At 65.5% G+C, this 23,168-nt stretch carries 22 protein-coding genes; 11 read left to right on the top strand and 11 right to left on the bottom strand.

Annotated elements, in window-relative coordinates:
- Nucleotides 1-124: 124 nt before the first annotated feature.
- The 5 genes from ACYVKM_RS15305 to pyrF all read left to right on the top strand — a co-directional run bounded on the left by ACYVKM_RS15305 (nt 125) and on the right by pyrF (nt 5,399).
- On the top strand, nt 125-1,120 hold the full coding sequence (locus tag ACYVKM_RS15305; protein WP_460878477.1) for an aldo/keto reductase: 996 nt from the start codon (nt 125-127) through the stop codon (nt 1,118-1,120).
- Nucleotides 1,121-1,162: 42 nt separating this feature from the next.
- A complete protein-coding gene (locus ACYVKM_RS15300; protein WP_460878476.1) occupies nt 1,163-2,059 on the top strand; it encodes an NmrA family NAD(P)-binding protein in 897 nt (298 codons plus the stop codon).
- Nucleotides 2,056-2,673 carry a TetR family transcriptional regulator gene (locus ACYVKM_RS15295; protein ID WP_460878475.1) on the top strand — a complete coding sequence of 206 codons (618 nt, stop codon included), beginning with the start codon at nt 2,056-2,058 and terminating at the stop codon, nt 2,671-2,673. Before ACYVKM_RS15300 ends, ACYVKM_RS15295 begins: the two co-directional genes overlap by 4 nt.
- Nucleotides 2,674-2,760: 87 nt before the next feature.
- On the top strand, nt 2,761-4,422 hold the full coding sequence (ettA, locus tag ACYVKM_RS15290) for an energy-dependent translational throttle protein EttA (protein WP_460878474.1): 1,662 nt from the start codon (nt 2,761-2,763) through the stop codon (nt 4,420-4,422).
- Nucleotides 4,423-4,580: 158 nt separating this feature from the next.
- Nucleotides 4,581-5,399, top strand: a complete 819-nt coding sequence (gene pyrF, locus ACYVKM_RS15285) for an orotidine-5'-phosphate decarboxylase (protein WP_460878473.1) — start codon at nt 4,581-4,583, stop codon at nt 5,397-5,399.
- A 33-nt stretch (nt 5,400-5,432) separates the two neighbouring features.
- Here the strand turns inward: pyrF and ACYVKM_RS15280 are convergent, their stop codons facing one another.
- The 5 genes from ACYVKM_RS15280 to ACYVKM_RS15260 form a co-directional block, all read right to left on the bottom strand.
- Nucleotides 5,433-5,666: a hypothetical protein gene (locus tag ACYVKM_RS15280; RefSeq protein WP_460878472.1), complete on the bottom strand. Its 234-nt coding sequence runs from the start codon at nt 5,664-5,666 to the stop codon at nt 5,433-5,435.
- 61 nt (nt 5,667-5,727) lie between these two features.
- Entirely contained in the window at nt 5,728-6,924 is a 1,197-nt protein-coding gene (locus ACYVKM_RS15275) for an acyltransferase family protein (RefSeq protein ID WP_460878471.1), read from the bottom strand.
- A 102-nt stretch (nt 6,925-7,026) separates the two neighbouring features.
- Complete coding sequence (locus tag ACYVKM_RS15270) at nt 7,027-7,308, bottom strand: DUF427 domain-containing protein (protein WP_460878470.1); 282 nt, start codon at nt 7,306-7,308, stop codon at nt 7,027-7,029.
- Between the two features lies 1 nt (nt 7,309).
- Nucleotides 7,310-7,846, bottom strand: coding sequence for a peptide deformylase (gene def, locus ACYVKM_RS15265; protein ID WP_460878469.1), 537 nt, complete (start codon nt 7,844-7,846; stop codon nt 7,310-7,312).
- Nucleotides 7,847-7,983: 137 nt separating this feature from the next.
- Complete coding sequence (locus ACYVKM_RS15260; RefSeq protein WP_460878468.1) at nt 7,984-8,790, bottom strand: DUF4197 domain-containing protein; 807 nt, start codon at nt 8,788-8,790, stop codon at nt 7,984-7,986.
- A gap of 175 nt (nt 8,791-8,965) precedes the next feature.
- On the opposite strand from ACYVKM_RS15260, the gene ACYVKM_RS15255 reads away from it, so the two are divergent.
- The 3 genes from ACYVKM_RS15255 (at nt 8,966) to ACYVKM_RS15245 (ending at nt 11,883) form a co-directional block, all read left to right on the top strand.
- On the top strand, nt 8,966-11,038 hold the full coding sequence (locus ACYVKM_RS15255; protein WP_460878467.1) for a carbon starvation CstA family protein: 2,073 nt from the start codon (nt 8,966-8,968) through the stop codon (nt 11,036-11,038).
- Nucleotides 11,039-11,048: 10 nt separating this feature from the next.
- The gene (locus tag ACYVKM_RS15250; protein ID WP_460878466.1) at nt 11,049-11,252 is read left to right on the top strand and encodes a YbdD/YjiX family protein; all 204 of its coding nucleotides are present in this window, start codon (nt 11,049-11,051) and stop codon (nt 11,250-11,252) included.
- A gap of 118 nt (nt 11,253-11,370) precedes the next feature.
- Complete coding sequence (locus ACYVKM_RS15245) at nt 11,371-11,883, top strand: DUF2127 domain-containing protein (RefSeq protein WP_460878465.1); 513 nt, start codon at nt 11,371-11,373, stop codon at nt 11,881-11,883.
- Nucleotides 11,884-11,923: 40 nt separating this feature from the next.
- Here the strand turns inward: ACYVKM_RS15245 and ACYVKM_RS15240 are convergent, their stop codons facing one another.
- The 6 genes from ACYVKM_RS15240 to xerD all read right to left on the bottom strand — a co-directional run bounded on the left by ACYVKM_RS15240 (nt 11,924) and on the right by xerD (nt 20,335).
- Nucleotides 11,924-12,832, bottom strand: coding sequence for a DMT family transporter (locus ACYVKM_RS15240; protein ID WP_460878464.1), 909 nt, complete (start codon nt 12,830-12,832; stop codon nt 11,924-11,926).
- Nucleotides 12,829-13,716, bottom strand: coding sequence for a glycosyltransferase family 2 protein (locus tag ACYVKM_RS15235; protein WP_460878463.1), 888 nt, complete (start codon nt 13,714-13,716; stop codon nt 12,829-12,831). The genes ACYVKM_RS15240 and ACYVKM_RS15235 overlap by 4 nt, the downstream gene beginning before the upstream one ends.
- A gap of 95 nt (nt 13,717-13,811) precedes the next feature.
- Nucleotides 13,812-14,558 carry a hypothetical protein gene (locus tag ACYVKM_RS15230; RefSeq protein WP_460878462.1) on the bottom strand — a complete coding sequence of 249 codons (747 nt, stop codon included), beginning with the start codon at nt 14,556-14,558 and terminating at the stop codon, nt 13,812-13,814.
- Between the two features lie 29 nt (nt 14,559-14,587).
- Complete coding sequence (gene purL / locus ACYVKM_RS15225; RefSeq protein ID WP_460878461.1) at nt 14,588-18,466, bottom strand: phosphoribosylformylglycinamidine synthase; 3,879 nt, start codon at nt 18,464-18,466, stop codon at nt 14,588-14,590.
- Nucleotides 18,467-18,557: 91 nt separating this feature from the next.
- Nucleotides 18,558-19,325, bottom strand: a complete 768-nt coding sequence (locus ACYVKM_RS15220; protein ID WP_460878460.1) for a DsbC family protein — start codon at nt 19,323-19,325, stop codon at nt 18,558-18,560.
- A gap of 92 nt (nt 19,326-19,417) precedes the next feature.
- Nucleotides 19,418-20,335: a site-specific tyrosine recombinase XerD gene (xerD, locus tag ACYVKM_RS15215; protein ID WP_460878459.1), complete on the bottom strand. Its 918-nt coding sequence runs from the start codon at nt 20,333-20,335 to the stop codon at nt 19,418-19,420.
- Nucleotides 20,336-20,385: 50 nt separating this feature from the next.
- On the opposite strand from xerD, the gene ACYVKM_RS15210 reads away from it, so the two are divergent.
- From ACYVKM_RS15210 to ACYVKM_RS15200, 3 genes are all read left to right on the top strand, one after another.
- Nucleotides 20,386-20,904, top strand: coding sequence for an RDD family protein (locus ACYVKM_RS15210; RefSeq protein WP_460878458.1), 519 nt, complete (start codon nt 20,386-20,388; stop codon nt 20,902-20,904).
- Nucleotides 20,905-20,987: 83 nt separating this feature from the next.
- Nucleotides 20,988-21,761, top strand: a complete 774-nt coding sequence (locus ACYVKM_RS15205) for a class I SAM-dependent methyltransferase (protein ID WP_460878457.1) — start codon at nt 20,988-20,990, stop codon at nt 21,759-21,761.
- An 87-nt stretch (nt 21,762-21,848) separates the two neighbouring features.
- Nucleotides 21,849-23,165: a polyhydroxyalkanoate depolymerase gene (locus tag ACYVKM_RS15200; protein WP_460878456.1), complete on the top strand. Its 1,317-nt coding sequence runs from the start codon at nt 21,849-21,851 to the stop codon at nt 23,163-23,165.
- The last annotated feature ends 3 nt before the right edge of the window (nt 23,166-23,168 follow it).

The following is a 23,168-nucleotide window of genomic DNA, read 5'->3' as shown; positions in this document are numbered from 1 at the left end:
GGGCATTCCGGGCCACCGATGCGGCGTTCGGCGAGGCCATCGCATGAATATTTGAATGACAAATATTGAAATCTGTCATTCAAATAATTACTATCGACTCCCCTCTCCTCGCAGGCACGCCACCATGAAACACCACGCCCTGGGCCGAAACGGCCCGCAGGTCTCCACCCTCGGCCTCGGCTGCATGGGCATGTCCGATGTCTACGGCAAGACCGATCGCAGCGAAAGCATCGCCGCCGTGCATGCTGCGCTGGATGCCGGCATCACCCTGCTCGATACCGGCGACTTCTACGGCATGGGCGACAATGAAATGCTGCTGGGCGACGCGTTGGCCGGCCGCCCGCGCGACGGTTACCAGCTGAGCGTGAAATTCGGCGCACAACGCGGACCGGACGGCGCCTGGCTGGGTTTCGACTCACGTCCGGCAGCGGTGAAGACCGCACTGGCGTATTCGCTGAAGCGCCTGCGCACCGACTACATCGACATCTACCGCCCGGCACGGCTCGATCCGAACGTGCCGATCGAGGACACCGTGGGCGCGATCGCCGAGCTAGTGCAGGCTGGCTACGTGCGCCACCTCGGCCTGTCCGAGGTGGGCGCGGAAACAATCCGTCGCGCCCACGCGGTACTACCGGTCACCGACCTGCAGATCGAGTACTCGCTGATCTCGCGCGGCCTCGAACAGGCGATCCTGCCAACATGCCGCGAGCTGGGCATCGCCGTCACCGCCTACGGCGTGCTGTCGCGCGGCCTGATCAGCGGCCACTGGACGAAGGAGCGCGGCGGAGACGCACGCGACTTCCGCCAGCACAGCCCACGCTTCCAGGCTGGCAACCTCGAACACAACCTGCAACTGGTCGACGTGCTGCGCGGCCTGGCGGACGCGCGCGGCTGCAGCGTCGCGCAACTGGCGATCGCCTGGGTGCTGGCGCGTGGCGAGGACATCGTGCCGCTGGTCGGCGCGCGCACCCGCGAGCGCCTTGCCGAGGCACTGGGTGCGCTCGAGGTCCCGCTGGATGCCGGAGACCTCGCCGCGATCGAGCGCGCCGTACCGCCCGACGCCGCCGCGGGCGATCGCTACGCCGCCGCGCAAATGGCCATGCTCGACAGCGAACGCTGAAGCACGGCACCTCTTTCCCATCCCAGATCCGAGGAACATCGCATGTACGCCATCATGGGCATTACCGGCCAGGTCGGCAGCGCCACCGCAAGGCACTTGCTGGACAACGGTCAGCGCGTGCGCGCCATCGTGCGCGACAAAAGCAAGGCCGCGGCCTGGGTCACGCGCGGCGCCGAAGCCGCCATCGCCGACTGGTCCGACGCGGAGGCATTGGCCGCCGCGTTCGATAACGTCGAGGGCGTGTTCGCGATGCTTCCGGCCAACTTCGCGCCGAGCCCGGATTTCGCCGAGCCGCGCGCCCTGGTGCAGACGCTGACCACCGCACTGCACCGGGCACAGCCGCCGAAGGTGGTAGCGCTGTCGTCGATCGGCGCCCAGCACGAGCGGGACCTGGGCCTGATCACCCAGCTGCACCTGCTGGAACAGGCACTCGACTCGCTGTCCCTGCCACGCGCCCATGTACGCGCCGCATGGTTCATGGAGAACCTGCGCTGGGACGTGTCGCTGGCGCAGCGTGAGGGCCGCCTCGCCAGCTATCTGCAGCCGCTCGATCGCGCAATACCGATGGTGTCCACCGACGACATCGGCCGCACCATCGCCAGCACGCTTATCGAAACGTGGCACGGGCGCCGGGTGATCGAGCTGGAAGGCCCGCGGCGCTACAGCCCCCTCGACATGGCGCAAGCGCTGGCTGCCGTACTCGAGCATGACATCGAGACGGTCGCGGTGTCGCGCGAGCAGTGGTCGGCGCGCTTCGAGGACGAGGGCATGCCGGCCGGGCGCACGGGGCCGCGCATTGCCATGCTGGACGGGTTCAACAGCGGCTGGATCGACTTCGAAGGTGGTGCCACAGAGCACGTGCTGGGCCGCATTCCCCTGGGCTACGTGGCCGACGAGCTCGTCAGCGCCTGCCTCGACGTGCTTGAATCCGCGGCATGAACGACTCCACGCTGACTCCCGAACGTATTCTCGCTGCCGCCGAAGAAGTGCTGCGCCGCTACGGCCCCGGCAAGGCGACCGTGGTCGACGTGGCGCAGGCGCTCGGGGTCAGCCACGGCAGCGTGTACCGTCATTTCGCCAGCAAGGCGGCACTGCGCGACGCGGTGTTGCGCGTCTGGCTGGAACGCTTGATGGCGCCGCTGCAGGCGATCGCCGCCAGCCGCACCGCACCGCCGGCACGCCTGCGCCAGTGGCTGGCCGCGCTGCGCGAGACCAAGCGCGAAAAGGCGCTGGGCGAACCCGAACTGTTCGCCACTTACGGTGCGTTGGCGGCGGATGCGCGCGAAGTGATCCGCGAGCACGTCGAGCACCTGCTGCTGCAGATCGCCTCGATCGTTGCTGCCGGGGTGGCCAGCGGCGACTTCCGCAAGGTGGATGCGCAAACCACCGCGCTGGCGATCTTCAACGCTACCTCGCGCTTCCACTACCCCGGCATGGCCCATCTGTGGGGTGCATCGGACGAGGATGCCGCGTTCGCCCAGTTGCTCGATCTGCTGCTGGCCGGCCTGGCACCGGCACCGGCTCCGCCTCGGCGCCGCAAATCGGCGACCTGAGCCGCGGAAATCCGGTGTAACCGCTATAATGCGGGGTTTGCGGGCGCCCGACGGGCGTCTGCCGCAGCACAGCCTCCCGGAGTTGACATGCAGTACATCTACACCATGAACGGGGTCAGCAAGATCGTCCCCCCGAAGCGTCAGATCATCAAGGACATCTCGCTCAGCTTCTTCCCGGGCGCGAAGATCGGCCTGCTCGGCCTGAACGGCGCGGGCAAGTCCACGGTGCTGAAGATCATGGCCGGCGTGGATACCGACTTCCAGGGCGAGGCGCGACCGCAGCCAGGCATCAAGGTCGGCTACCTGGCGCAGGAACCGCAGCTGGACCCGGAAAAGACCGTGCGCGAGGCGGTCGAGGAAGGTGTCGCGGTGATCTTCGATGCGCAGAAGCGCCTGGACGAGGTCTATGCCGCCTATGCCGAGGAAGGCGCCGACTTCGACAAGCTGGCGAAGGAACAGCAGGAGCTGGAGAACCTCCTCGCAGTGAACGACGCACATGCACTCGAGCGCCAGCTGGAAGTGGCCGCCGACGCGCTGCGCCTGCCGCCGTGGGAAGCCAAGATCGGCCCGCTCTCCGGTGGCGAGAAGCGCCGCGTCGCGCTGTGCCGCCTGCTGCTGTCCAAGCCTGACATGCTGCTGCTCGACGAGCCGACCAACCATCTGGACGCCGAATCGGTGGATTGGCTGGAGCAGTTCCTGCAGAACTATCCCGGCACCGTGGTGGCGGTCACCCATGATCGCTACTTCCTCGAGCACGCCGCCGAATGGATTCTGGAACTCGACCGCGGCCGCGGCATTCCGTGGAAGGGCAACTACACCGACTGGCTGGAACAGAAGAGCGAGCGTCTCGCCCGCGAAGAGGCCGCCGAGAAAGGGCGCCAGAAAGCGCTGGCGCGCGAGCTTGAGTGGGTACGTTCAGCCGCCAAGGGCCGTCAGTCCAAGGGCAAGGCGCGTATCAACCGCTTCGAGGAACTGAACTCGGTCGAGTACCAGAAGCGCAACGAAACGAACGAGCTCTACATCCCGCCGGGCGAGCGCCTGGGCCAGGAAGTGATCGAGTTCAAGAACGTCAGCAAGTCGTTCGGCGACCGCCTGCTGATCGACGATCTGTCGTTCAAGGTGCCGCCGGGTGCGATCGTCGGCGTGATGGGCGCCAACGGTGCCGGCAAGTCCACCCTGTTCAAGCTGATCACCGGCAAGGAAACCCCGGACAGCGGCGAGGTGAAGCTCGGCCACACGGTGCAGCTGGCGTATGTCGACCAGTCGCGCGATTCGCTCGACCCGAACAAGAACGTCTGGCAGGAAGTGTCCGACGGTGCCGACATCATCACCATCGGCAAGTACGAGCTGCAGTCACGCGCGTATATCGGCCGCTTCAACTTCAAGGGTGTCGACCAGCAGAAGATGGTCGGCAGCCTGTCCGGCGGTGAGCGTGGCCGGTTGCACCTGGCCAAGACCCTGATGCAGGGCGGCAACGTGCTGCTGCTCGACGAGCCGTCCAACGATCTGGACGTCGAGACGCTGCGTGCACTGGAAGACGCGATGCTGGAATTCCCCGGCTGCGCGATGGTGATCTCGCATGACCGCTGGTTCCTCGATCGCATCGCCACGCACATCCTGGCGTTCGAGGGCGACTCGCACGTCGAGTTCTTCCCCGGCAACTACAACGAGTACGAAGCCGACAAGAAGCGCCGCCTCGGCGATGAGGGCGCCAAGCCACATCGGGTGAAGTACAAGAAGCTGGCGTAAGCGTTACAAAAGTAACGTCATTTCGGCGCAGGCCGGAATCCAGTGACTGTAGCGTCCGAGCCTGCTAACACCGATATGGTGTGCTTCGCACGGTTTGCTTGACTGGATTCCGGCCTGCGCCGGAATGACGAGCCAAAGGGTACGGCGGGAGCGCGATGATGAGTTTCATGCAATCACTGCAACAAGCATGGGCCCGCAACAACTCGCTGGTCTGTGTCGGCCTCGATCCGGAACCGTCGAAGTTTCCCGCGCATCTGCAGGGTAGTCCGGATGCAGTCTTCGAATTCTGCTGCTCCATCGTCGACGCCACTGCCGATCTGGTCTGCGCCTACAAGCCGCAGATCGCCCACTTCGCTGCGTTGCGTGCCGAGGGCGCGCTGGAACGATTGATCACGCACATTCACGTGCAGCATCCGGACGTGCCGGTGATCCTCGACGCCAAGCGCGGCGATATCGGCAGTACCACGCAGCATTACGTCGCCGAAGCATTCGACCGCTACCGGGCCGATGCGGTGACACTCAATCCGTATCTCGGTCGCGATTCGGTGCAGCCGTTCCTCGATCGCGCCGACAAGGGCGTGATCCTGCTCTGCCACACATCCAATCCCGGTGCCGCCGATCTGCAGGATCTCGACGTCGGCGGCAAACCGCTCTATCAGCACGTGGCACGGATCATCGCGCGCGACTGGAACACCCACGGCAACTGCGCCCTGGTCACCGGCGCCACCTGGCCGGAACAGCTCGGCGAGGTACGTGCATTGATTGGCGAGATGCCTCTGCTGGTACCTGGCATCGGTGCGCAGGGCGGCGATGTCGCAGCCGTGGTACGCAACGGTCGCACCAGCCATGGCAACGGTCTGCTGATCAGCTCCTCTCGCGCGATTCTCTACGCCGGCAACGGCGAGAATTTCGCCGAGGCCGCGCGCATCGCCACGCAGGAACTGCGCGACACGATCAATCGTTACCGTCACGGCTGAACACCTTGTGCGTCAGCTCGCGCAGGGTTTCGATCATCCGGCCGCTGTTTTGGCCGCCTGCAACATCTTCACCTTCAGGTCCAGAGCATCGGCCGCGTCCAGCAGCGCGCGCGCAAAGCTGCGCACTTCGGCCGGCCGCAAGGCATACCAGTTTCCGGTCTTGCTGGTTTCAGGCAGGTTGCGACCCGCACGCGATACGCAATGCGGCCGGAAGATCACCATGCCGGTGAGCGATTCCGAACTGATATCCGCAGAGACAATCTGCATGTGCGTTTCATCTTCTTTCTTCACCGGACTTCTCCCGAGCGGATAGCCGCTCTCGTGCAGCTTACGCTACCGGGAGTTCAGCGGTTGTTGGACGTGATGCATCCGACTCTATGCGCATCGGCTTGGTCAGCCGGCGACGCAGCCAGCGCTCGCATGGCAGCGACAGCCAGCGCTCCACCATCGCACCGAGCAGCCAGCACGACGGCAGTGTCAGCAGATACCACAGGAAGCCGAGTCGCATGTCGCCACCAGCGAGTTTGGACAGGCGCACCATCGCAAAGACCACGAACATGTGGCTGAGGTAGATCTCGTAACTGAGCCGCCCCCATGATCGCAGCCAGTCCAGCGCCCGCCATGGGTGCCAGTCCCCGCGGCGCTGGCGTTGCTCGCAGGCCAGCAGCAGACACAGCGCGGAGAGCGCCAGCAGCAGCATGTAGCCGTCGCGCAGCAGATGCCACATCAGCGCCCCGTCGATCGTCGCCGCCACCAGACCGATCGCACCCAGCCAGCCCAGCAAGACGGTCGTGCGCGCCGGAAGCGTTCCGGAGCGCGATGCCAGCAGCGCACCCAGCACGCCGATCGCGATCGCCGACATTCCCGGCAGATAGGCCTTTTCCTGCCAGATCTCGTTGCCGCGCAAGGCGGCGTGCGTCCATGGCATCGACAGCGCGAGCAGGGTCAGCAGCGGTACCAGCACCCAGCGTCGGCGCGTCAGCAGACAAGCCAGCGGAAAGCCGATGTAGAACACTTCCTCGATCGACAGCGACCACAGCACGTCCCAGTTGCCCGGCAGGTAGCCGGTGTGCCCTTCGTACCAGTTCAGATGAAGACCGATGACGGCCCAGATGGCTCCCGGCAGGGACTGCCCGGGGCGAACGATCGTGTAATCCGGCACCGCCAGCAGATGCAACACGGCGAGCACGGCGATCAGCACCAGCAGGCAGGGCACGATGCGGGCGAAGCGACGTGCATAGAACGCACGCAAATCGATCCGCTCCAGGCCACCCCAGCGTTGCAACGCATTGCCGGCAATCAGAAAACCGGAGATGACGAAGAACACGAACACGGCCTCGTAGCCGTTGTAGTTCAGCCGGCTCAGGAACCACGTCGGCAGCACATCGGCCAGCGCGGTCTTCTTCAGTGGAATGCGCAGGCCGAGGTGATTGAGGATGACAAAGAGAATGGACAGGCCACGCAGCAGGTCGATGCCGGGATTGCGGTGCGCCTTCGCAGGTCGCGCATCTGCACCGTCAGTCATCGGCGGCTGCATGGATTCAATCGGTGACATCGGCCGCCCTGTCGTCAAAGAGCAGCATCATCCATGTACAGGCGTCGCCGCATCCATGCCGGCGTGCGGGAATCATGGGGTGACTTCCACCCCGCGCCAGAAGGCCACGCGGCCCTTGATCTCGCTGGCGGCCTCTTTCGGCGTCGGGTAATACCACGCGGCATTGGCATTCACTTCGCCATCCACGATCACGTCGTAATAGCTGGCCGTGCCTTTCCACGGACAGATGCTCTGATGCTCCGTGGCGCGAAAGTGCTCCTGGCTCAACGCATCGGCAGGAAAATAGTGATTGCCCTCGACGACGACGGTGTCATCGCTTTCAGCCAGTACCGTGCCTTTCCAGATCGCTCGCATATCACTCGTCTCCGATGTCCTGTCCGGGGAAAAGCACGTCGGTGTAGCCGAACTTGCTGAAGTCGGTGATGCGCGAGGGGTACAGCCGGCCGATCAGATGATCGCATTCGTGCTGCACCACGCGGGCGTGAAACCCCTCGGCAGTGCGTTCGATACGCTGGCCTTTCGGGTCGACGCCTTCATAGCGGATCAGCGAGTAGCGACTCACCGCGCCGCGCAGGCCGGGCACCGACAGGCAGCCTTCCCAGCCTTCCTCCATGTCCTGCGACAGCGGCGTGATCACCGGGTTGAGCAGGATCGTGCGTGGCACCGCCGGTGCATCGGGGTAACGCTCGTTGCTGTCGAAGCCGAAGATCACCAGCTGCAGGTCGACGCCGATCTGCGGCGCGGCAAGGCCGACGCCATCGGCCGCATGCATGGTGTCGAACATGTCGGCGATCAGCGCATCCAGTTCCGCGCTGCCCAGCATCGCGTCGGGTACCGATGGGGCGATACGCAGCAGGCGCGGATCGCCCATTTTCAGGATGTCGCGGATCATGTGGAGCCTCGTGTTCGAACGCTGTTATCCGATGAACTATGGTCGATGCGGTGCCAGTGCAAGTGGTGCCACCCGGCACTTCAACTGAACAACACCGGACAAAGCCTTGTACCGACTGGTTGAACCCGCATGCGGCTTCAACCGCCGAACACCTTCTTCAGCAGGTCGGTGCTGCGCGCGGCCGGATTGTGGCGGATCGACTGCTCCTCCTCGCCGATCATGGTGAACAGGCCATCCAGTGTCTTGCCGGTCACATAGTTATCCAGATCGATCGGGCTGCCGCCGCTGCCCGACTTGTGGCCTGCGCCGAGCGAGCCGAGCGAACCCAGTGCCCCGCCGAGACCGCCACCACCGCTGCCGGAGGTGAACTCCTTGTACTTCTCGGTGACACCGACGCTGGCGGTGGCCTTGGCCACGATCGGGTGGATGCGCGCGGTCAGCGCATCGCCGGCGACGCGGCGGAAGAAATCGGTGGCAGCATGGTCGCCACCGGTGAGGATGCCGCGCGCATCACTCAAGGTCATCTTGCGGATGGCATCGCCAAAGATGTCTGCCACCTGCGGCACGGCCTTCTCTGCCGCGCGATTCAGGCTCAGCTCGAACGCGTCGACCTTGGCGCCCTGCCCCAGCTTGCGCGCCAGGTTGCCGGCCTGTTCCAGCTTGCCAGGCAATGGAATGCGCACCTTGGCGTTCTTCCAGAAGCCGTCATTGCGACCGAGGCTGTTGATCGCATTGGTGGTGCCCTTGGCCAGCGCTTCCTTGAGGCCGGAAGCGATGTCGCTGTTCGGCAGGCCGCTGCCAAGCTGCGACGAATTGGACACGGGTGACGACTGCTTGACCTTGTTCAACAGATCCTTGAATTGACCGGATCCGGCGGCACTGACCGGCAAGGTGGCGGCGACGAGAACGAGGCCGAGCAGGCCGTAGCGGACCGTGATGCGCATATCGAACTCCTTGTGATCGACAGGAAAGTCAGTGTACCCCCCGCGGTAATCCGCAGACATGACCATCCACACCGGCCTATTCGACCAATGGCTAATGCCCGGCAAACCGTTTTGGCATTGACCCCCATGGCGGACCGGACGACTCTTGGAGCATCCGTTCGAGGAGAAGCCACTGATGCAAGCCGCCATTCCCCGGCCGAGCCCGGCCAGCAAGATCATGTGGGTCGCCATCGCCATCATCGGCGCGTTCTGTCTGGGTGTGGTGGCGCTGCGCCGCGGCGAGCCGATCAATGCGATCTGGCTGGTCGCCGCCTCGATTGCGATCTTCGTGATCGGCTACCGTTTCTACGGCAAATTTATCGAGCATTCCGTGCTGCGGCTGGATCCGAGCCGCGCGCCACCCTCGGTACTGCGCAATGATGGCCTCGACTACGTGCCCACCGACAAGTGGGTGGTGTTCGGCCACCATTTCGCCGCGATCGCCGGGGCCGGCCCGCTGGTCGGCCCGGTGCTGGCCGCGCAGATGGGCTACCTGCCCGGCACGTTGTGGATCCTGTTCGGCGTGGTGTTCGCCGGTGCGGTGCAGGATTTCATGATCCTGGGGCTGTCGCTGCGCCGCGACGGCCGCTCGCTCGGCCACATGCTGCGCGAGGAACTGGGTCCCGTCCCCGGCGTGGTCGCCATGTTCGGCGTGCTGGTGCTGATGATGATCGTGCTGGCGGTGCTCGCGCTGGTGGTGGTCAAGGCGCTCACGCACAGCCCCTGGGGTACCTTCACCGTGGCATGCACGATTCCCATCGCCTTGCTGATGGGCGCCTACCTGCGCTGGTTCCGCCCTGGGCGCATTCTCGAAGTGTCGCTGATCGGCCTGGTGCTGCTGCTCGCCTCGATCTGGTATGGCGCGCACGTGGCCGCCTCGCCGACACTGGCACCGATGTTCGATTTCGACGCGAAAGCGCTGGCGTGGCTGCTGATCGCCTACGGCTTCTGCGCCTCGGTACTGCCGGTGTGGCTGCTGCTGGCGCCGCGTGACTACCTGTCCACCTTCCTCAAGATCGGCACCATCGTGTTGCTCGCGCTGGCGATCTTCCTGGCCGCGCCGACCTTGCAGATGCCAGCAGTGACGAAGTTCATCGACGGCACCGGGCCGGTGTTCCAGGGCAACCTGTTCCCGTTCCTGTTCATTACCATCGCCTGCGGCGCGGTATCGGGCTGGCATTCGATCATCGCCTCCGGCACCACGCCCAAGCTGCTCGCCAACGAGGGCCAGGCACGGCTGGTCGGCTACGGCGGCATGCTGATGGAAGCGTTCGTGGCGATCATGGCGCTGATCGCCGCTTCCGCGCTGCACCCGGGCGTGTATTTCGCGATGAACTCGCCGGGTGCATTGGTCGGTACCACCGTCGAACAGGCCGCCAGCACGATCAGCCAGTGGGGCTTCGTGGTGACGCCGGACGAATTGCTGCAGACCGCGAAGAACATCGGCGAGACCACCGTACTTGGCCGTGCCGGCGGCGCACCGACGCTGGCGGTCGGCATGGCCCAGCTGCTGCACAACATCATCCCCGGCGAAAGCATGATGGCGTTCTGGTACCACTACGCGATCCTGTTCGAGGCGCTGTTCATTCTCACCACGGTCGATGCCGGTACCCGTGTCGGCCGCTTCATGATCCAGGAGATCGCCGGGCTGATCCACAAGCCGCTGCAGGCCACCGAGTCGTGGACCGGCAACCTGCTCGCCACCGCGATCTGCGTGGGCCTGTGGGGCTATTTCCTGTACCAGGGCGCGGTCGACCCGCTGGGCGGCATCAACACGTTGTGGCCGCTGTTCGGCATCGCCAACCAGATGCTCGCCGCGATCGCGCTGATGCTGGCCACCGTGGTTGTGGTGAAACTCAAGCGCGAGCGCTACGTATGGGTGCCGGGCATTCCTGCGATCTGGCTGATCACCTGCACGCTCGCTGCCGGCTGGGAGAAGCTCAGCGGCCCGATCAGCTTCACGGCAGCCGCGCAGAAGTACTCGACCGCGTTGCAGCAGGGCCAGCTGCTGGCACCAGCGAAGACACCGGCTGCAATGCAGCAGATCGCCACCAATAACTACGTCGACATGGCCCTCACCGGATTGTTCATGCTGCTGATCGTGGTCATGACGCTGTTCTCGCTGCATGCCCTCGCACGGGCCTGGCGCAGCAACCACCCGACTGCGCACGAGGAACCGTACGTGGCCCTCAGCAGGGTCGCCGGCTGAGGATGCGCTGATGAACATGCCGATGCAGGCACTCAAATCAGGCTGGAAGTGGGCGGTACAGACTGCCCGCCTCTGCTGCGGCGTGCCCGACTACGATGCCTACGTGAAGCACTTGCGCGAGCATCATCCCGAAAGGGAGATACCCGATTACAAGGCGTTCTTCCGCGAGCGCCAGGTGGCACGCTACAAGGGCACAGGTGGGCGCTGCTGCTGATTCGTGCACCCTTCATCCATGGATGGCTGCCGCGCGCGCTCCGCAGCAGTGCCGAGCGCATTGGCCATTTACGCCCGGACGCGCACAATAGACGGCTTGTCCGCCTGTTCATCCCCGTATGTCCGAATCCGACAGCACCACCGCCGACCTCGCCGCCGCACCGGTCGGCCTGCCTGCGCAGCGCCATCCGGGGCTGCGCATCATCGCGGTGTACGAGATCATCAAGACCCTGTGCCTGGTACTGGTCGCCGTCGCGGCGTTTCATCTTGATCACCAGCAGAATTTCGAGCGCCTGGTGCATTGGCTGGAGCATCTCTCCCTGGCCGACAGCAACGGGCTGCGCTGGAGGTTGGTCGGCGTGCTGCAGGATTTCGGGCCGAGCAAGTTCGTCGCCATCGGCCTGGTCGCGCTGGGCTATGCCGTGCTGTTCGCCATCGAAGGCATCGGGCTGTGGCTGGGCAAGCACTGGGCGGAATGGTTCACGGTAATTGCCACCGGTTCGCTGATTCCGCTGGAGCTCTACGAAACGCTGCATCGCTTCGGCTGGCTCAAGCTGGCCACGCTGGTGGGCAATGTGGCCATCATCGTCTACCTCGTACGCATCGCACTGCAGCCGCGTCCACGAAGCTGACATCCGGAACCCTGATCGCGGCCTGCCCGCGGCCAGCCTCCTACACCTCGTGATGCACCGCTTCAGCCGGCAGGTTGGCGGTGCGCTCGTCGCGCCGCGGCATCAACTCGACCAGGTACATCGCCGCGAGGATCAGCCCGCCACCGAGCAGCATGCGCCAGCTCAGCACATCGCTGCCCAGGGCCACCGCGAACGCGGCAGCGAATACCGGCTCGGTGGTCATCACGATCGCCGCGCGGGTAGCCGGCAGGTGCGACTGCGCCCAGGTCTGCATCAGCATCGCGCCAGCACCGGCGACCAGCGCCATGTACAGCACGGCGAACCATGCGCCGTGGTCCGGTGGCAGCGTCGGTCCGCGCGGCGTGGTGGCAAGCAGGCAGACCACGGCAATCGCCACCATCTGCACGGCCGACATACCGAATGCCTCGCCCCGGCGCGACCACTGGCCGAGCAACACGATGTGCAAGGCGTACAGCGCGGCCGAGGCCAGGGTCAGCCATACGCCCAGATCGACCGAGACGCCGTTGAGCGAGAGCAGCGCCAGCCCGGCGGTGGACAGCAGCACCGCCAGCCACACCACGCCGGCCATGCGCTGGCGCAGCAGCAACATCGCCAGGATCGGGGTGAACACCACATACATGCCGGTGGCGAAACCGCTGACACTGGGCGCGATCAGCGACAGTCCCCAGGTCTGCAGCAGCTGACCTGCGCCGTAGACGACACCGAGCAGCAGGCCGCGCATGACCTGGTGCCGACCGAGCCGCAGCACCGGGCGGGCAAACAGCGCCAGCATCGCCAGCGCCGCGACCGAGAAACGCACAGCGAGGAAATCCGCCACCGGCATGCGCGCGACCACGTCCTTGATCAGCACGAAGGTCGAACCCCATACCGCGGTCATCACCAGCAGACCGAGGGTCGCCAGCGCTGCAATGCGTCGGGGCGTACTCATCGGCGCGACAGTCGGCGCCACAGCTGAGCCGGAATCTGCAGCAGGAAATGTGCCCAGATGCCCAGCCAGACCACGCCGGCGACCAGCGGATTGCGCGCAGCCGGATCGTGTTTGCGGAACCAGCGCCACATGCCGAAGTGCTTGTGACGGCTGACGAACACCGGCCGGTGCCGGCTGGAACTGCCCCTGCCGTGCAGTACGCGGATGTCGCCGGCCAGCAGCACCTGATAGCCGATGTCACGCACGCGGCGGCACAGGTCGAGATCCTCGCAGTGCAGGAAGTACTTTTCGTCGAAACCGCCCAGACGCTGGAACATCGACAGCGGCAGCAGCATGAGGGCCCCCGAGATGGCCTCGGTCTCGATCACTTCAGCGGGAATCTCCTGATCTACATTGACCTTTTCGCCAGGGCGACCGAGCATGCTGTTGAGCGAGCGCCGCAACAGCGGATCACGCCGCCAGGAAGCCGGATCGGGAAGACCATCGGCATCGCACACTACCGCACCGATCAGGCCTGCTTTCGGCTTTGCCGCAAGCAGGGCCAGCAAATGTTGCAGATCCTCTTCCTGCAGCAGGCAATCGGGATTGAGCACCAGCAGCGCCTGACCGCGAGCCTGCCTGGCGGCGAGGTTTACCGCCGGGCCGAAGCCGATGTTCCGATGGTTGTAGACCACCTTGAGTCGCGCATCGTGCGCATAGGCCCGCTCGATCGCAGACGGTATGCCGTCACGGGAATGATTGTCGATCAGGATCAGCTCCAGCGACAGGCTGCTGGCCAGCAACTGGCGCACGCATTCGCGCAAGGCCGGGCCACTGTCGGCGGATACCACGATGACACTGAGCGCCAGCGAGAACGGCGAGCGTTGATAAGCCGAAGAATCCATCGCGCAAGTATGCGCGGAGACGCGTGACAGGAAAACCGTCCGGTACATGGAAATCGGAAACTGCGCCGACACGGCATCGACCAACCAGGCGGAAATCAATCCTCGTCGTCGTGTCCGAGCACGGACGACAGCGCCAGCGGCATGTCGCCCTCGTGCCGGACCAGCCACGGTTGTTCGCGGTACCAGCCGCACAATTGCCAGTCGCGCAGGCGATGCTGGCGATCGCGATCGCGATCCCACAACACGACGCCGCGATCACGCTCCGTGCCTGCGGCGAACCAGCGTCCCGTCGGACTGAAGGCGGCACGCATGAAAACACCGTCAATCACGCGATCATCGGCAAAACGATAACCACCTGCACGATGGCAAGCGATGCCGTTGCCGCGCGGATCGATCAGTCCGGCATCACCCGACTGCCACTCGGGCAACTGCAGCTCGATGATATCGGCGGCCGGCCCGATCGGTGCCAACGCCAGTTCGGGCCACTCGGCCGACGTGGCTGCCGGCGTCACCGATGCACGGCGACGCCCTCGATCCAGCCACGCCTCCAGCCCGGCCAGCAGGGTATAACCGGCCAGTGTGCCGAGCAGTGCCGCACCCCAGGCGAATGCGTCACCACCCAGGGCCCGTTGCAGCGCAAACAAGACGCCGGGCAGTCCCCAGCGCAAGCCGCGACGGATCAACGGCGCGTATTCGTCCAGGCGCTGCGGCAACACCAGCAGGCCCGTCGTCAGCGCGAGCAGCAACGGCAGGCCGAGCCACCACGGCAGCAAGGCCAGCAACACAACCCACGCCAGCATTGGCCACAGGATGTTCCACGTCGACCCTTGGCGCCAGGCCATCGCTCAGCGCCTTGTTGCGCGATGGGCGATCAGCCGCACCACACGCGGGCATTGCGGAACATGCGCATCCACGGCGAATCCTCGCCCCAGCTGTCCGGATGCCAGCTCAATTGCACGCTGCGGAACACGCGCTCGGGATGCGGCATCATGATCGTCACGCGGCCATCGGCGGCAGTGAAGCCGGCCAGGCCACCCGGCGAGCCGTTGGTGTTGAGCGGAAAGTTCTCGGTCGGCTTGCCGCGGTTGTCGACGAAGCGCACCGCGCCGCTCGCCTTCGACGGGCTGCATGCCTGCGGGAAACTGACGCGGCCTTCGCCATGCGCCACCGCCACCGGAATCCGCGAGCCGGCCATGCCCTTGAAGAAGATGCTCGGCGAATCGAGCACCTCCAGCGTGACCAGGCGCGATTCGTACTGCTCCGACGCATTGCGCAGGAACTTCGGCCAGTGCTGTGCGCCGGGGATGATGTCCTTCAGCTGCGCCATCATCTGGCAGCCGTTGCACACGCCCAGCGCGAACTTGGTCTCGTCCGCGAAGAACGCGGCGAACTGCTCGCGCAGCATCTCGTTGTACAGGATCGAGGTGGCCCAGCCGCGGCCGGCCCCGAGCACGTCGCCGTAGGAGAAACCGCCACAGGCGGCAAGGCCGCGGAAGTCGGCCAACTTGATCCGGCCGCTGGCCAGGTCGGACATGTGCACGTCCACCGCATCGAAGCCGGCGCGGGTAAACGCCGCCGCCATCTCGACCTGGCCGTTGACGCCCTGCTCGCGCAGCACCGCGAGGCGCGGTCGCGCGCCGCTGCCGATGTAAGGCGCCGCGACATCCTCCGCAGGACTGAAAGTGAGTTTCGGCGTGATGCCCGGATCGGCATCGTCGAGTCGCCATTCCTGCTCCGCATCGGCACTCTGTGGATTGTCGCGCAGGCGTTGCATCGCGTGGCTGGTCTCGTTCCACGCCTTGAACAGCGTGACCCAGTTCCACTTGAACAAGGTGTCGCCACCGAGAAACAGCTTGATGCCGAGCTTCTCCTTCGGCCGACCGATACGATGACTCATGCCGGCCAGGCTGTACTTGACCAGCAGTGCCTCGAACGCCTCGCGGTTCGCCTCGGCCACCTGCATCACTGCACCGAGCTCCTCGTTGAACAGCGCACGCAGCGCCGCCTCGGCCCAGCCATCCAGGCGAATCTCCAGTCCGCAGTGACCGGCGAACGCCATCTCCAGCAAGGTGGTGATGACACCGCCGTCGGAACGGTCGTGATAGGCCAGCAGCAGGCCGCCCGCGTTCGCTTCCTGCACCAGCTCGAACAAAGCCTTCAGCCGCTTCGCATCGTCCAGATCCGGCGGCACGCCACCGCTGCGGTTGAATACCTGGCTCAGCGAAGAGCCGCCGAGACGGTCGCGTCCGGCGCCCAGATCGATCAGCCACAGTTCGGAATTGCCGCGATCGAGCCGCAGCTGCGGGGTGAGCGTGCGGCGCACGTCGGTGACGCGCGCGAAGCCGGTGATCGCCAGCGATACCGGCGACACCGTGCGCTGCGGTGTATCGCCGTCCTGCCACACGGTCTGCATCGACAGCGAGTCCTTGCCGACCGGGATCGAGATGTCCAGCTGCGGACACAGCTCCATGCCGATCGCCTTCACCGCATCGAACAGCGCGGCGTCCTCGCCCGGATGGTTCACGGCCGCCATCCAGTTCGCGGACAGGCGGATCTCGCCGAGACTGGCGATCTGCGCGGCAGCCAGGTTGGTGATCGCCTCGCCGACCGCGAGCCGCGCCGCATCGGCACTGTTGAGCAGCGCCACCGGCGCGCGCTCGGCCATCGCCATCGCCTCGCCGGCATAGCCGTTGAAGTCGGCGATGGTTACTGCGCAATCGGCCACCGGCACCTGCCATGGCCCCACCATTGGGTCGCGATGATTCAGACCGCCCACGGTGCGGTCGCCGATCGTGATCAGGAAACTCTTGCTGCCCACGGTGGGCAGGCGCAGCACGCGCAACAACGCCTCGTCCATGCCGATGCCGGACAGATCCGGCAGCAGGTCGACGCGTGGCTTGATCCGCTTCGCATCGCGATGCATGCGCGGCGGCTTGCCGAACAGCACGTCCATCGGCAGGTCGATCACGGTCAACCCGCGATGCGGATCGGTCAGCACCAGTTGGCGTTCGACGGTGGCGTCGCCAACCACGGCGTACGGACAACGTTCGCGCACGCACATCGCCTCGAATTCGGCCAGGTTTTCCACGCCGATCGCCAGTACGTAGCGCTCCTGCGACTCGTTGCTCCACACCTGCATCGGCGACAGCGAAGGATCGTCGCAGGGGATTTTCGACAGATCGATCACGCCGCCGACGCCGGCATCGTTGAGCAATTCGGGAATCGCGTTGGACAGGCCGCCGGCGCCGACATCGTGCACGCTGACGATCGGATTGGCTTCGCCACGGCGCCAGCAGGCGTCGATCACTTCCTGGCAGCGCCGTTCCATCTCGGCGTTGTCGCGCTGCACCGAGGCAAAATCCAGTTCCGCACTCGATGCACCGGAGGCGACCGACGAGGCGGCGCCGCCACCGAGCCCGATCAGCATCGCCGGGCCGCCGAGCACGATCACCTTGTTGCCCGGCTGCACCGCACGCTTCAGCACATCGCCGGGACGCAGGTTGGCGAGGCCGCCGGCCAGCATGATCGGCTTGTCGTAGCCACGGCGCAGACCGGCTTCGCCCGTCTCGTGCTCGTAGCTGCGGAAATAGCCGCCCAGGCAGGGACGGCCGAATTCGTTGTTGAACGCCGCGGCGCCGAGCGGGCCGTCGCGCATGATCTCGAAGGCGCTGGCCATCCGCGGCGGCAGCGGGCGATTCACTTCCCACGGCTGCGGATGCCCCGGGATGCGCAGGTCGGAGACCGAGAAACCGGTGAGGCCGGCCTTCGGCTTGCCGCCGCGGCCGGTGGCGCCCTCGTCGCGGATCTCGCCGCCGGCGCCGGTGGCCGCACCGGGCCACGGCGCGATCGCGGTCGGATGGTTGTGCGTCTCCACCTTGATCGCGTAGTCGATGCGTTCCTCGTGACCGCGAAACACGCCATCGGCCGGATCGGCGAAGAAACGCCTGCCGACGCTGCCCTCGATCACCGCCGCGTTGTCCGAATAGGCGGACAGCGTGTGCGCGGGCGAATGCTGGTGGGTGTGCTTGATCATGCCGAACAGGCTCTTGTCCTGTTCGTCGCCGTCCACCGTCCAGCTGGCGTTGAACACCTTGTGCCGGCAGTGCTCGGAATTCGCCTGCGCGAACATGAAGAGTTCGGCATCGGTGGGATCGCGGCCCAGCTCGGCGTAACGGTCGACCAGATACTCGATCTCGTCCTCGGCCAGAGCCAGGCCCAGCCGTGCATTCGCCTCGGCCAGGGCGGCGCGCGGATCGGCACCACGAGCGATATGCACCAGGTCACCGGGCGATCCGGCCAGAAACAGGCCTTGCGCATCCTCGATGCGGCTCAGCACCGACTGCGTCATCGCATCGTGCAGCACCGCCATGATGGCATCGTGGCTCGGCGCACCCGCATCAGGCAGGCCGGAGACCTGCCAGGCCAGCCCCCGTTCCACCCGGCGGATATCGGAACCCGCAACACCGAAGCCGGCACCATGCAGGATGTCGGTCGCCTTGCTCGACCAAGGCGAGATCGTGCCCAGTCGCGGCACTACCCACAGCGTGGCCGGTTCCGGTGCGCCGTCCTTCGCCTCCAGCACGGCCAGCAGCCGCTGGCGCAGTGCTCCTTCCGGCGCGGTGTCGGTATCGATGAAATAGACGAACCACGACGCCTGCACGCGCACGCCACGATGCAGGGCATCCAGGCGGGCATTGAGACGTTCGAGGCGGAACGGCGAGAGGGCGTTCTGCCCGTCGAGTGCGATCATGCGGGGAACGGCACTATGCGATGGAAACGCCTATTCTAACCTATGCTGCAATACGGCATAGCCGTCCGCCGAAAGCCGCCGCGGAACGGCTTCAGCCCGGGGCCTGCAAGGCCTGCAGCAGTTGTTCCGGGGTGACGTAACCGCCAAGGATGCGGCCATCGGGGCCGTAGATCGTGGGCGTGCCGTCGACGCCCAGCTTCAAACCCAGGTTGAACTCGTCCTTGACGGGATTGGCGCAGCTGGCCGCCTTCGGCTTGATGCCCTCTTTCGCCGCAGTGAACGCCGCCTTGCGGTCGGTCGCGCACCATACCGACACCATCTCGGTATAGGTCGGCGTGGGTTTGCCGGAGGTGGAAGTCACGCCTTCACGTGGCCACGCCAGATATTCCACCGCGATGCCGGCCTTGTTGAACCCGGCAATCTGTTCGTGCAGCGCCCGGCAGAAACCGCAGGTGACGTCGGTGAACACGGTCACCGTGTATTTCGGATGCGGCGGCGCGAACACGATGCGCTCGGCAACTGGCACCTTGGCCAGCTCGGCCTTGCGGAAGCGCGCCCAGGCAGCGTCGCTCTCATTCGTGTGCTGACCCAGGTTGACCAGGTCGCCGTCGAGCATATAGCGACCATCGGCGCTGATGTAGACCATCTTGCCGGAGGCAATCACCTGATAGAAACCGGGGATCGACGCCGGCTCGATCGAGTCGACCTGGACCTTCGTCGACAGGCCGCGAATCACCTGCCGCACCATCTGCTCGGCGGCCGGCGTCACCGCTGGCCCCGCAACGGCGGCCACCTCGGCCGCACCGGCACTGCATGCAAATCCGCCGACGCACAGCGCCAGCAACAGCTTCTTCAACATCAGCAACCTCATTCCTTCCGTTCCGCATATGCTGGCGGAGCATTCGACCCATTCTCGCACAGCCGGCCGGCCGAACCCCGGTCGGGGCAGTCTCAACCGCGCGGATGGTGCTGCGCGTGCAAACGTTTCAGACCTTCCTTCGCCACCAGGGTGTAGATCTGCGTGGTGCTGAGCGAACTGTGGCCGAGCAGCATCTGCAAGGCACGCAGATCGGCGCCGTGATTGAGCAGATGGGTGGCGAACGAATGTCGCAGCACGTGCGGCGATATGCGTTTGGCATGGATGCCGACGGTCAGCGCGTAGCGTTTCACCAGTGTCCAGAACATCTGCCGGGTCATGCCCTCGCCGCGCCTGCTTAGAAACAGCGCTACCGGCTGGCGACCTTTCGCGAGCGCCGGCCGTGCACCGGCCAGATACGCGCCGATGTGTTCCAACGCCAGTTCGCCCACCGGTACCAGCCGGTCCTTGCCGCCCTTGCCCGTGACCCGCAACACGCCCTGCCGGGTGTTCAGCGCCGCCAACGGCAATTCGACCAGTTCGGACACGCGCAGACCCGAGGCATACATCAGCTCCAGCATCGCGCGGTCTCGCAGGCCCAGCAGGGTGGTTTGGTCCGGCGCGTTGAGCAAGCCTTCAACTTCGCGCTCGGCCAGTGCCTTGGGCAAGCTGCGCGGCATCTTCGGCCGTTCGATCAGCAGGGTCGGATCGACAAAGTCCGGTTCGCTGCGCGCGAGGAATGCATAGTAGCGACGGAACGCCGACTGCCGTCGCGCGATCGAGCGCACCGCCACCGACGGCATCCCGTGATAGGCGGAAATATCCTCGCGCCGCGCAGTGTGCAGACTGCGCCCGCGTGCGGCGAGCCAGCGCGCCAGAGCTTCCAGGTCGCGTCGGTAGGCTTCCAGTGTGCGATCGGCCAGACCGTCCTCCGACCATACCCGTTCAAGAAACGTGCTTATGCTCGACCGGTCCGGTTCGGCGATACTGGTACCGCTTTCTTCCTTCTTCATGCGCACGATGCTGGGCATTGCGCGCGCACTACGCAAGCGAACCGCGACCGATGCCCACCACGCTGCACACCACCGACCTGCTTCGCGCCGATCTTCCTTGCCCCTTGTGGCGCCGCCTGCTTGCCCTGGTCTACGACCTGCTGATCGTGGTGGCTATCGTGATGGTGGTCGGTCTGCTGTGCCAGCTGGCCACTCGCGGCCAGCTGATCCGCACTGGCGCCACGACGGTGATTCCGCTGTGGTACCAGGTGTTGCAGGCGTTGGTCGTGGCGCTGTATTTCATCAGCTCGTGGCGGCGCGGCGGACAGACGGTGGGCATGCGCCCCTGGCGGATCCGGGTCACCGGCGACGATGGCGGCCCGCCGTCGCTGCAGCAGGCCGTGATCCGTTTGCTGGTGGCGGCAGCGCCGCTGATCATGCTGATGCTGGAGCCGGCGCTCGGGCTGTCGCCGACATTGTGGGTTCTGCTGGTCGTGTGGGCTTCATGGTTTGTGGTGGCGCTGTTCGATCCGCGTCGACGGGCGCTGCATGATCTCGCCGCACACACCGAGATCCGCCAGCTCGACTGAGCGAGTGCAGGCAACCCTTGCGGGGCTTCGATTGCCTCGTCGGCTTCACATTTCGCTCAGCACGCAACATATTCAATCCGGTGATGCCCATCAGCTCGAGCTCTACCGAAAACCGCAGCGACAGCGAGCTGATCCGCGCCAACCGCGGCTTCTACGAATCACTGTGGGCCGACGCCAGGTTGATCGGACCGGAGCGTTTCAACACCTGGCCGCTGCTGCACGAACTGGCCGCCGCCGCGCCGCGCCGGCTGGAAGTGGCACCCGGCCTGCGCCCGCGCCTGCCGCTGGACGGCACCTGCTTCGTCGACCTCAGCCATGCCGCGCTGCAACGCCTGCACGAGCGCGGCGCCGATACCGTGCACGGCATGATCGGCGCGCTACCCTGCGGGGACGCCAGCTTCGACCTGATCTGCGCACTCGACATCCTGGAGCACGTGGCCGACGACGACCGTGCACTGGCCGAGCTGAGCCGCGTGGCGGCGCCCGGCGCGAAGCTGCTGCTGTCGGTGCCCCTGCATCCGGAGGCATGGACCGCGTTCGATGATTTCGTCGGCCACTGCCGTCGCTACGAGCCGGCCCGGATTGTCGACCGGCTCGCCCAGCATGATTTCACCATCGAATACAGCGCGGTCTACGGCATGCAGCCGAAATCCTCACGCCTGCTCGACCTCGGCCAGTGGTACCTGACCCACCGGCGCGAGCGCGCGATGTGGTGGTACAACCGGGTGTTCATGCCGCTCGGCCTGCGCCTCCAGAAGCCCCTGCAATGGCGCGCCGGGCTGGGTGATACGCAGGGGGTCGACGAGGTGCTGTTGCGCTGCAGTTTTCGCCCTGCTTCCGGCCAAGTCACTGATTGATCTGGCGCAAGCGTTTGCGGCGGCGCACCACAAGAGCTCAAACGGCGCTAAGATGGAAGCGTTTTCATCCTTGGCTACCTTCTTACGATGCTTTATCAAATCCACGAATGGCAGCGTGCCTTCCTAGGCCCGCTGAGCTACTTCGCGCAGGCCAACGCGAGCATGCTCAACGACAACAGCAGTCCGTTTGCGCAAGTGCCCGGCGCCCAGCGCATGGCCGCCGGCTACGAGCTGATCCACCGGCTCGGCAAGGATTACGAGAAACCCGAGTTCGACCTGCATACCGCCACCGCGCACGACCACGAGATCGCGGTGATCGAGCGGGTCGCCTTGGCCAAACCGTTCTGCCAGCTCAAGCGTTTCAAGCGCTTCAGCGACGATCCGGGCACCATCGAGAAGATGAAGGGCGACCCGGTGGTGCTGGTGGTCGCACCGCTGTCCGGCCATCACGCCACCTTGCTGCGCGACACCGTGCGCACCCTGCTGCGTGACCACAAGGTCTACATCACCGACTGGGTCGATGCGCGCATGGTACCGATGGCCGAAGGCAGCTTCGGGCTGGACGACTACATCGCCTATGTCGAGGACTTCATCCGGCACATCGGCGCCAGCCAGTTGCACGTGATCTCGGTATGCCAGCCGACCGTGCCGGTGCTGGCGGCGGTGTCGCTGATGGCCGCACGCGGCGAGGACACCCCGCGCAGCCTGACCATGATGGGTGGCCCGATCGATACGCGGCGCAGCCCCACCAGCGTCGACAACCTGGCTACCAACCAGCCGCTGTCGTGGTTCAAGGGCAACGTGATCCACACCGTGCCGCCGAACTATCCCGGCCGCGGTCGCGAGGTCTATCCCGGCTTCCTGCAGCACGCCGGGTTCATTGCGATGAACCCCGGTCGCCACCTCAACTCGCACTGGGATTTCTACCAGGACCTGGTGCGCGGCGACCTCGACGATGCCGAATCGCACCGCAAGTTCTACGACGAATACAACGCCGTGCTCGACATGCCCGCCGAGTTCTATCTCGATACCATCGACAAGGTGTTCCAGCAGTTTCTGCTGCCACGCGGGCTGTGGGATGTCGCTGGCGAACGGGTGAATCCGGCCGCGATCAAGCGCAGCGCGCTACTGACGATAGAGGGCGAGCTGGATGATATTTCCGGCCTCGGCCAGACCCAGGCCGCGCACGATCTGTGCAGCGGCATCCCGACCACGCGGCGCGCCCACCAGGTGATCGCCGGCGCCGGCCACTACGGCATCTTCAGCGGCCGCCGCTGGCGCGAGACGGTCTATCCACAGGTACGTGACTTCATCCGCAAGTTCGATCGCGCACGGAAGCAGGATGAGGGTCCGGCGATACAGTCGCGTCCTGCACGAGTCAAAGGTGCCGTGACACGACGCTGACAG

The organism is Rhodanobacter koreensis, assembly GCF_054782855.1.
Note: the sequence above shows the minus strand (reverse complement) of the source record. Positions and strands in the feature narration are given on the sequence as shown.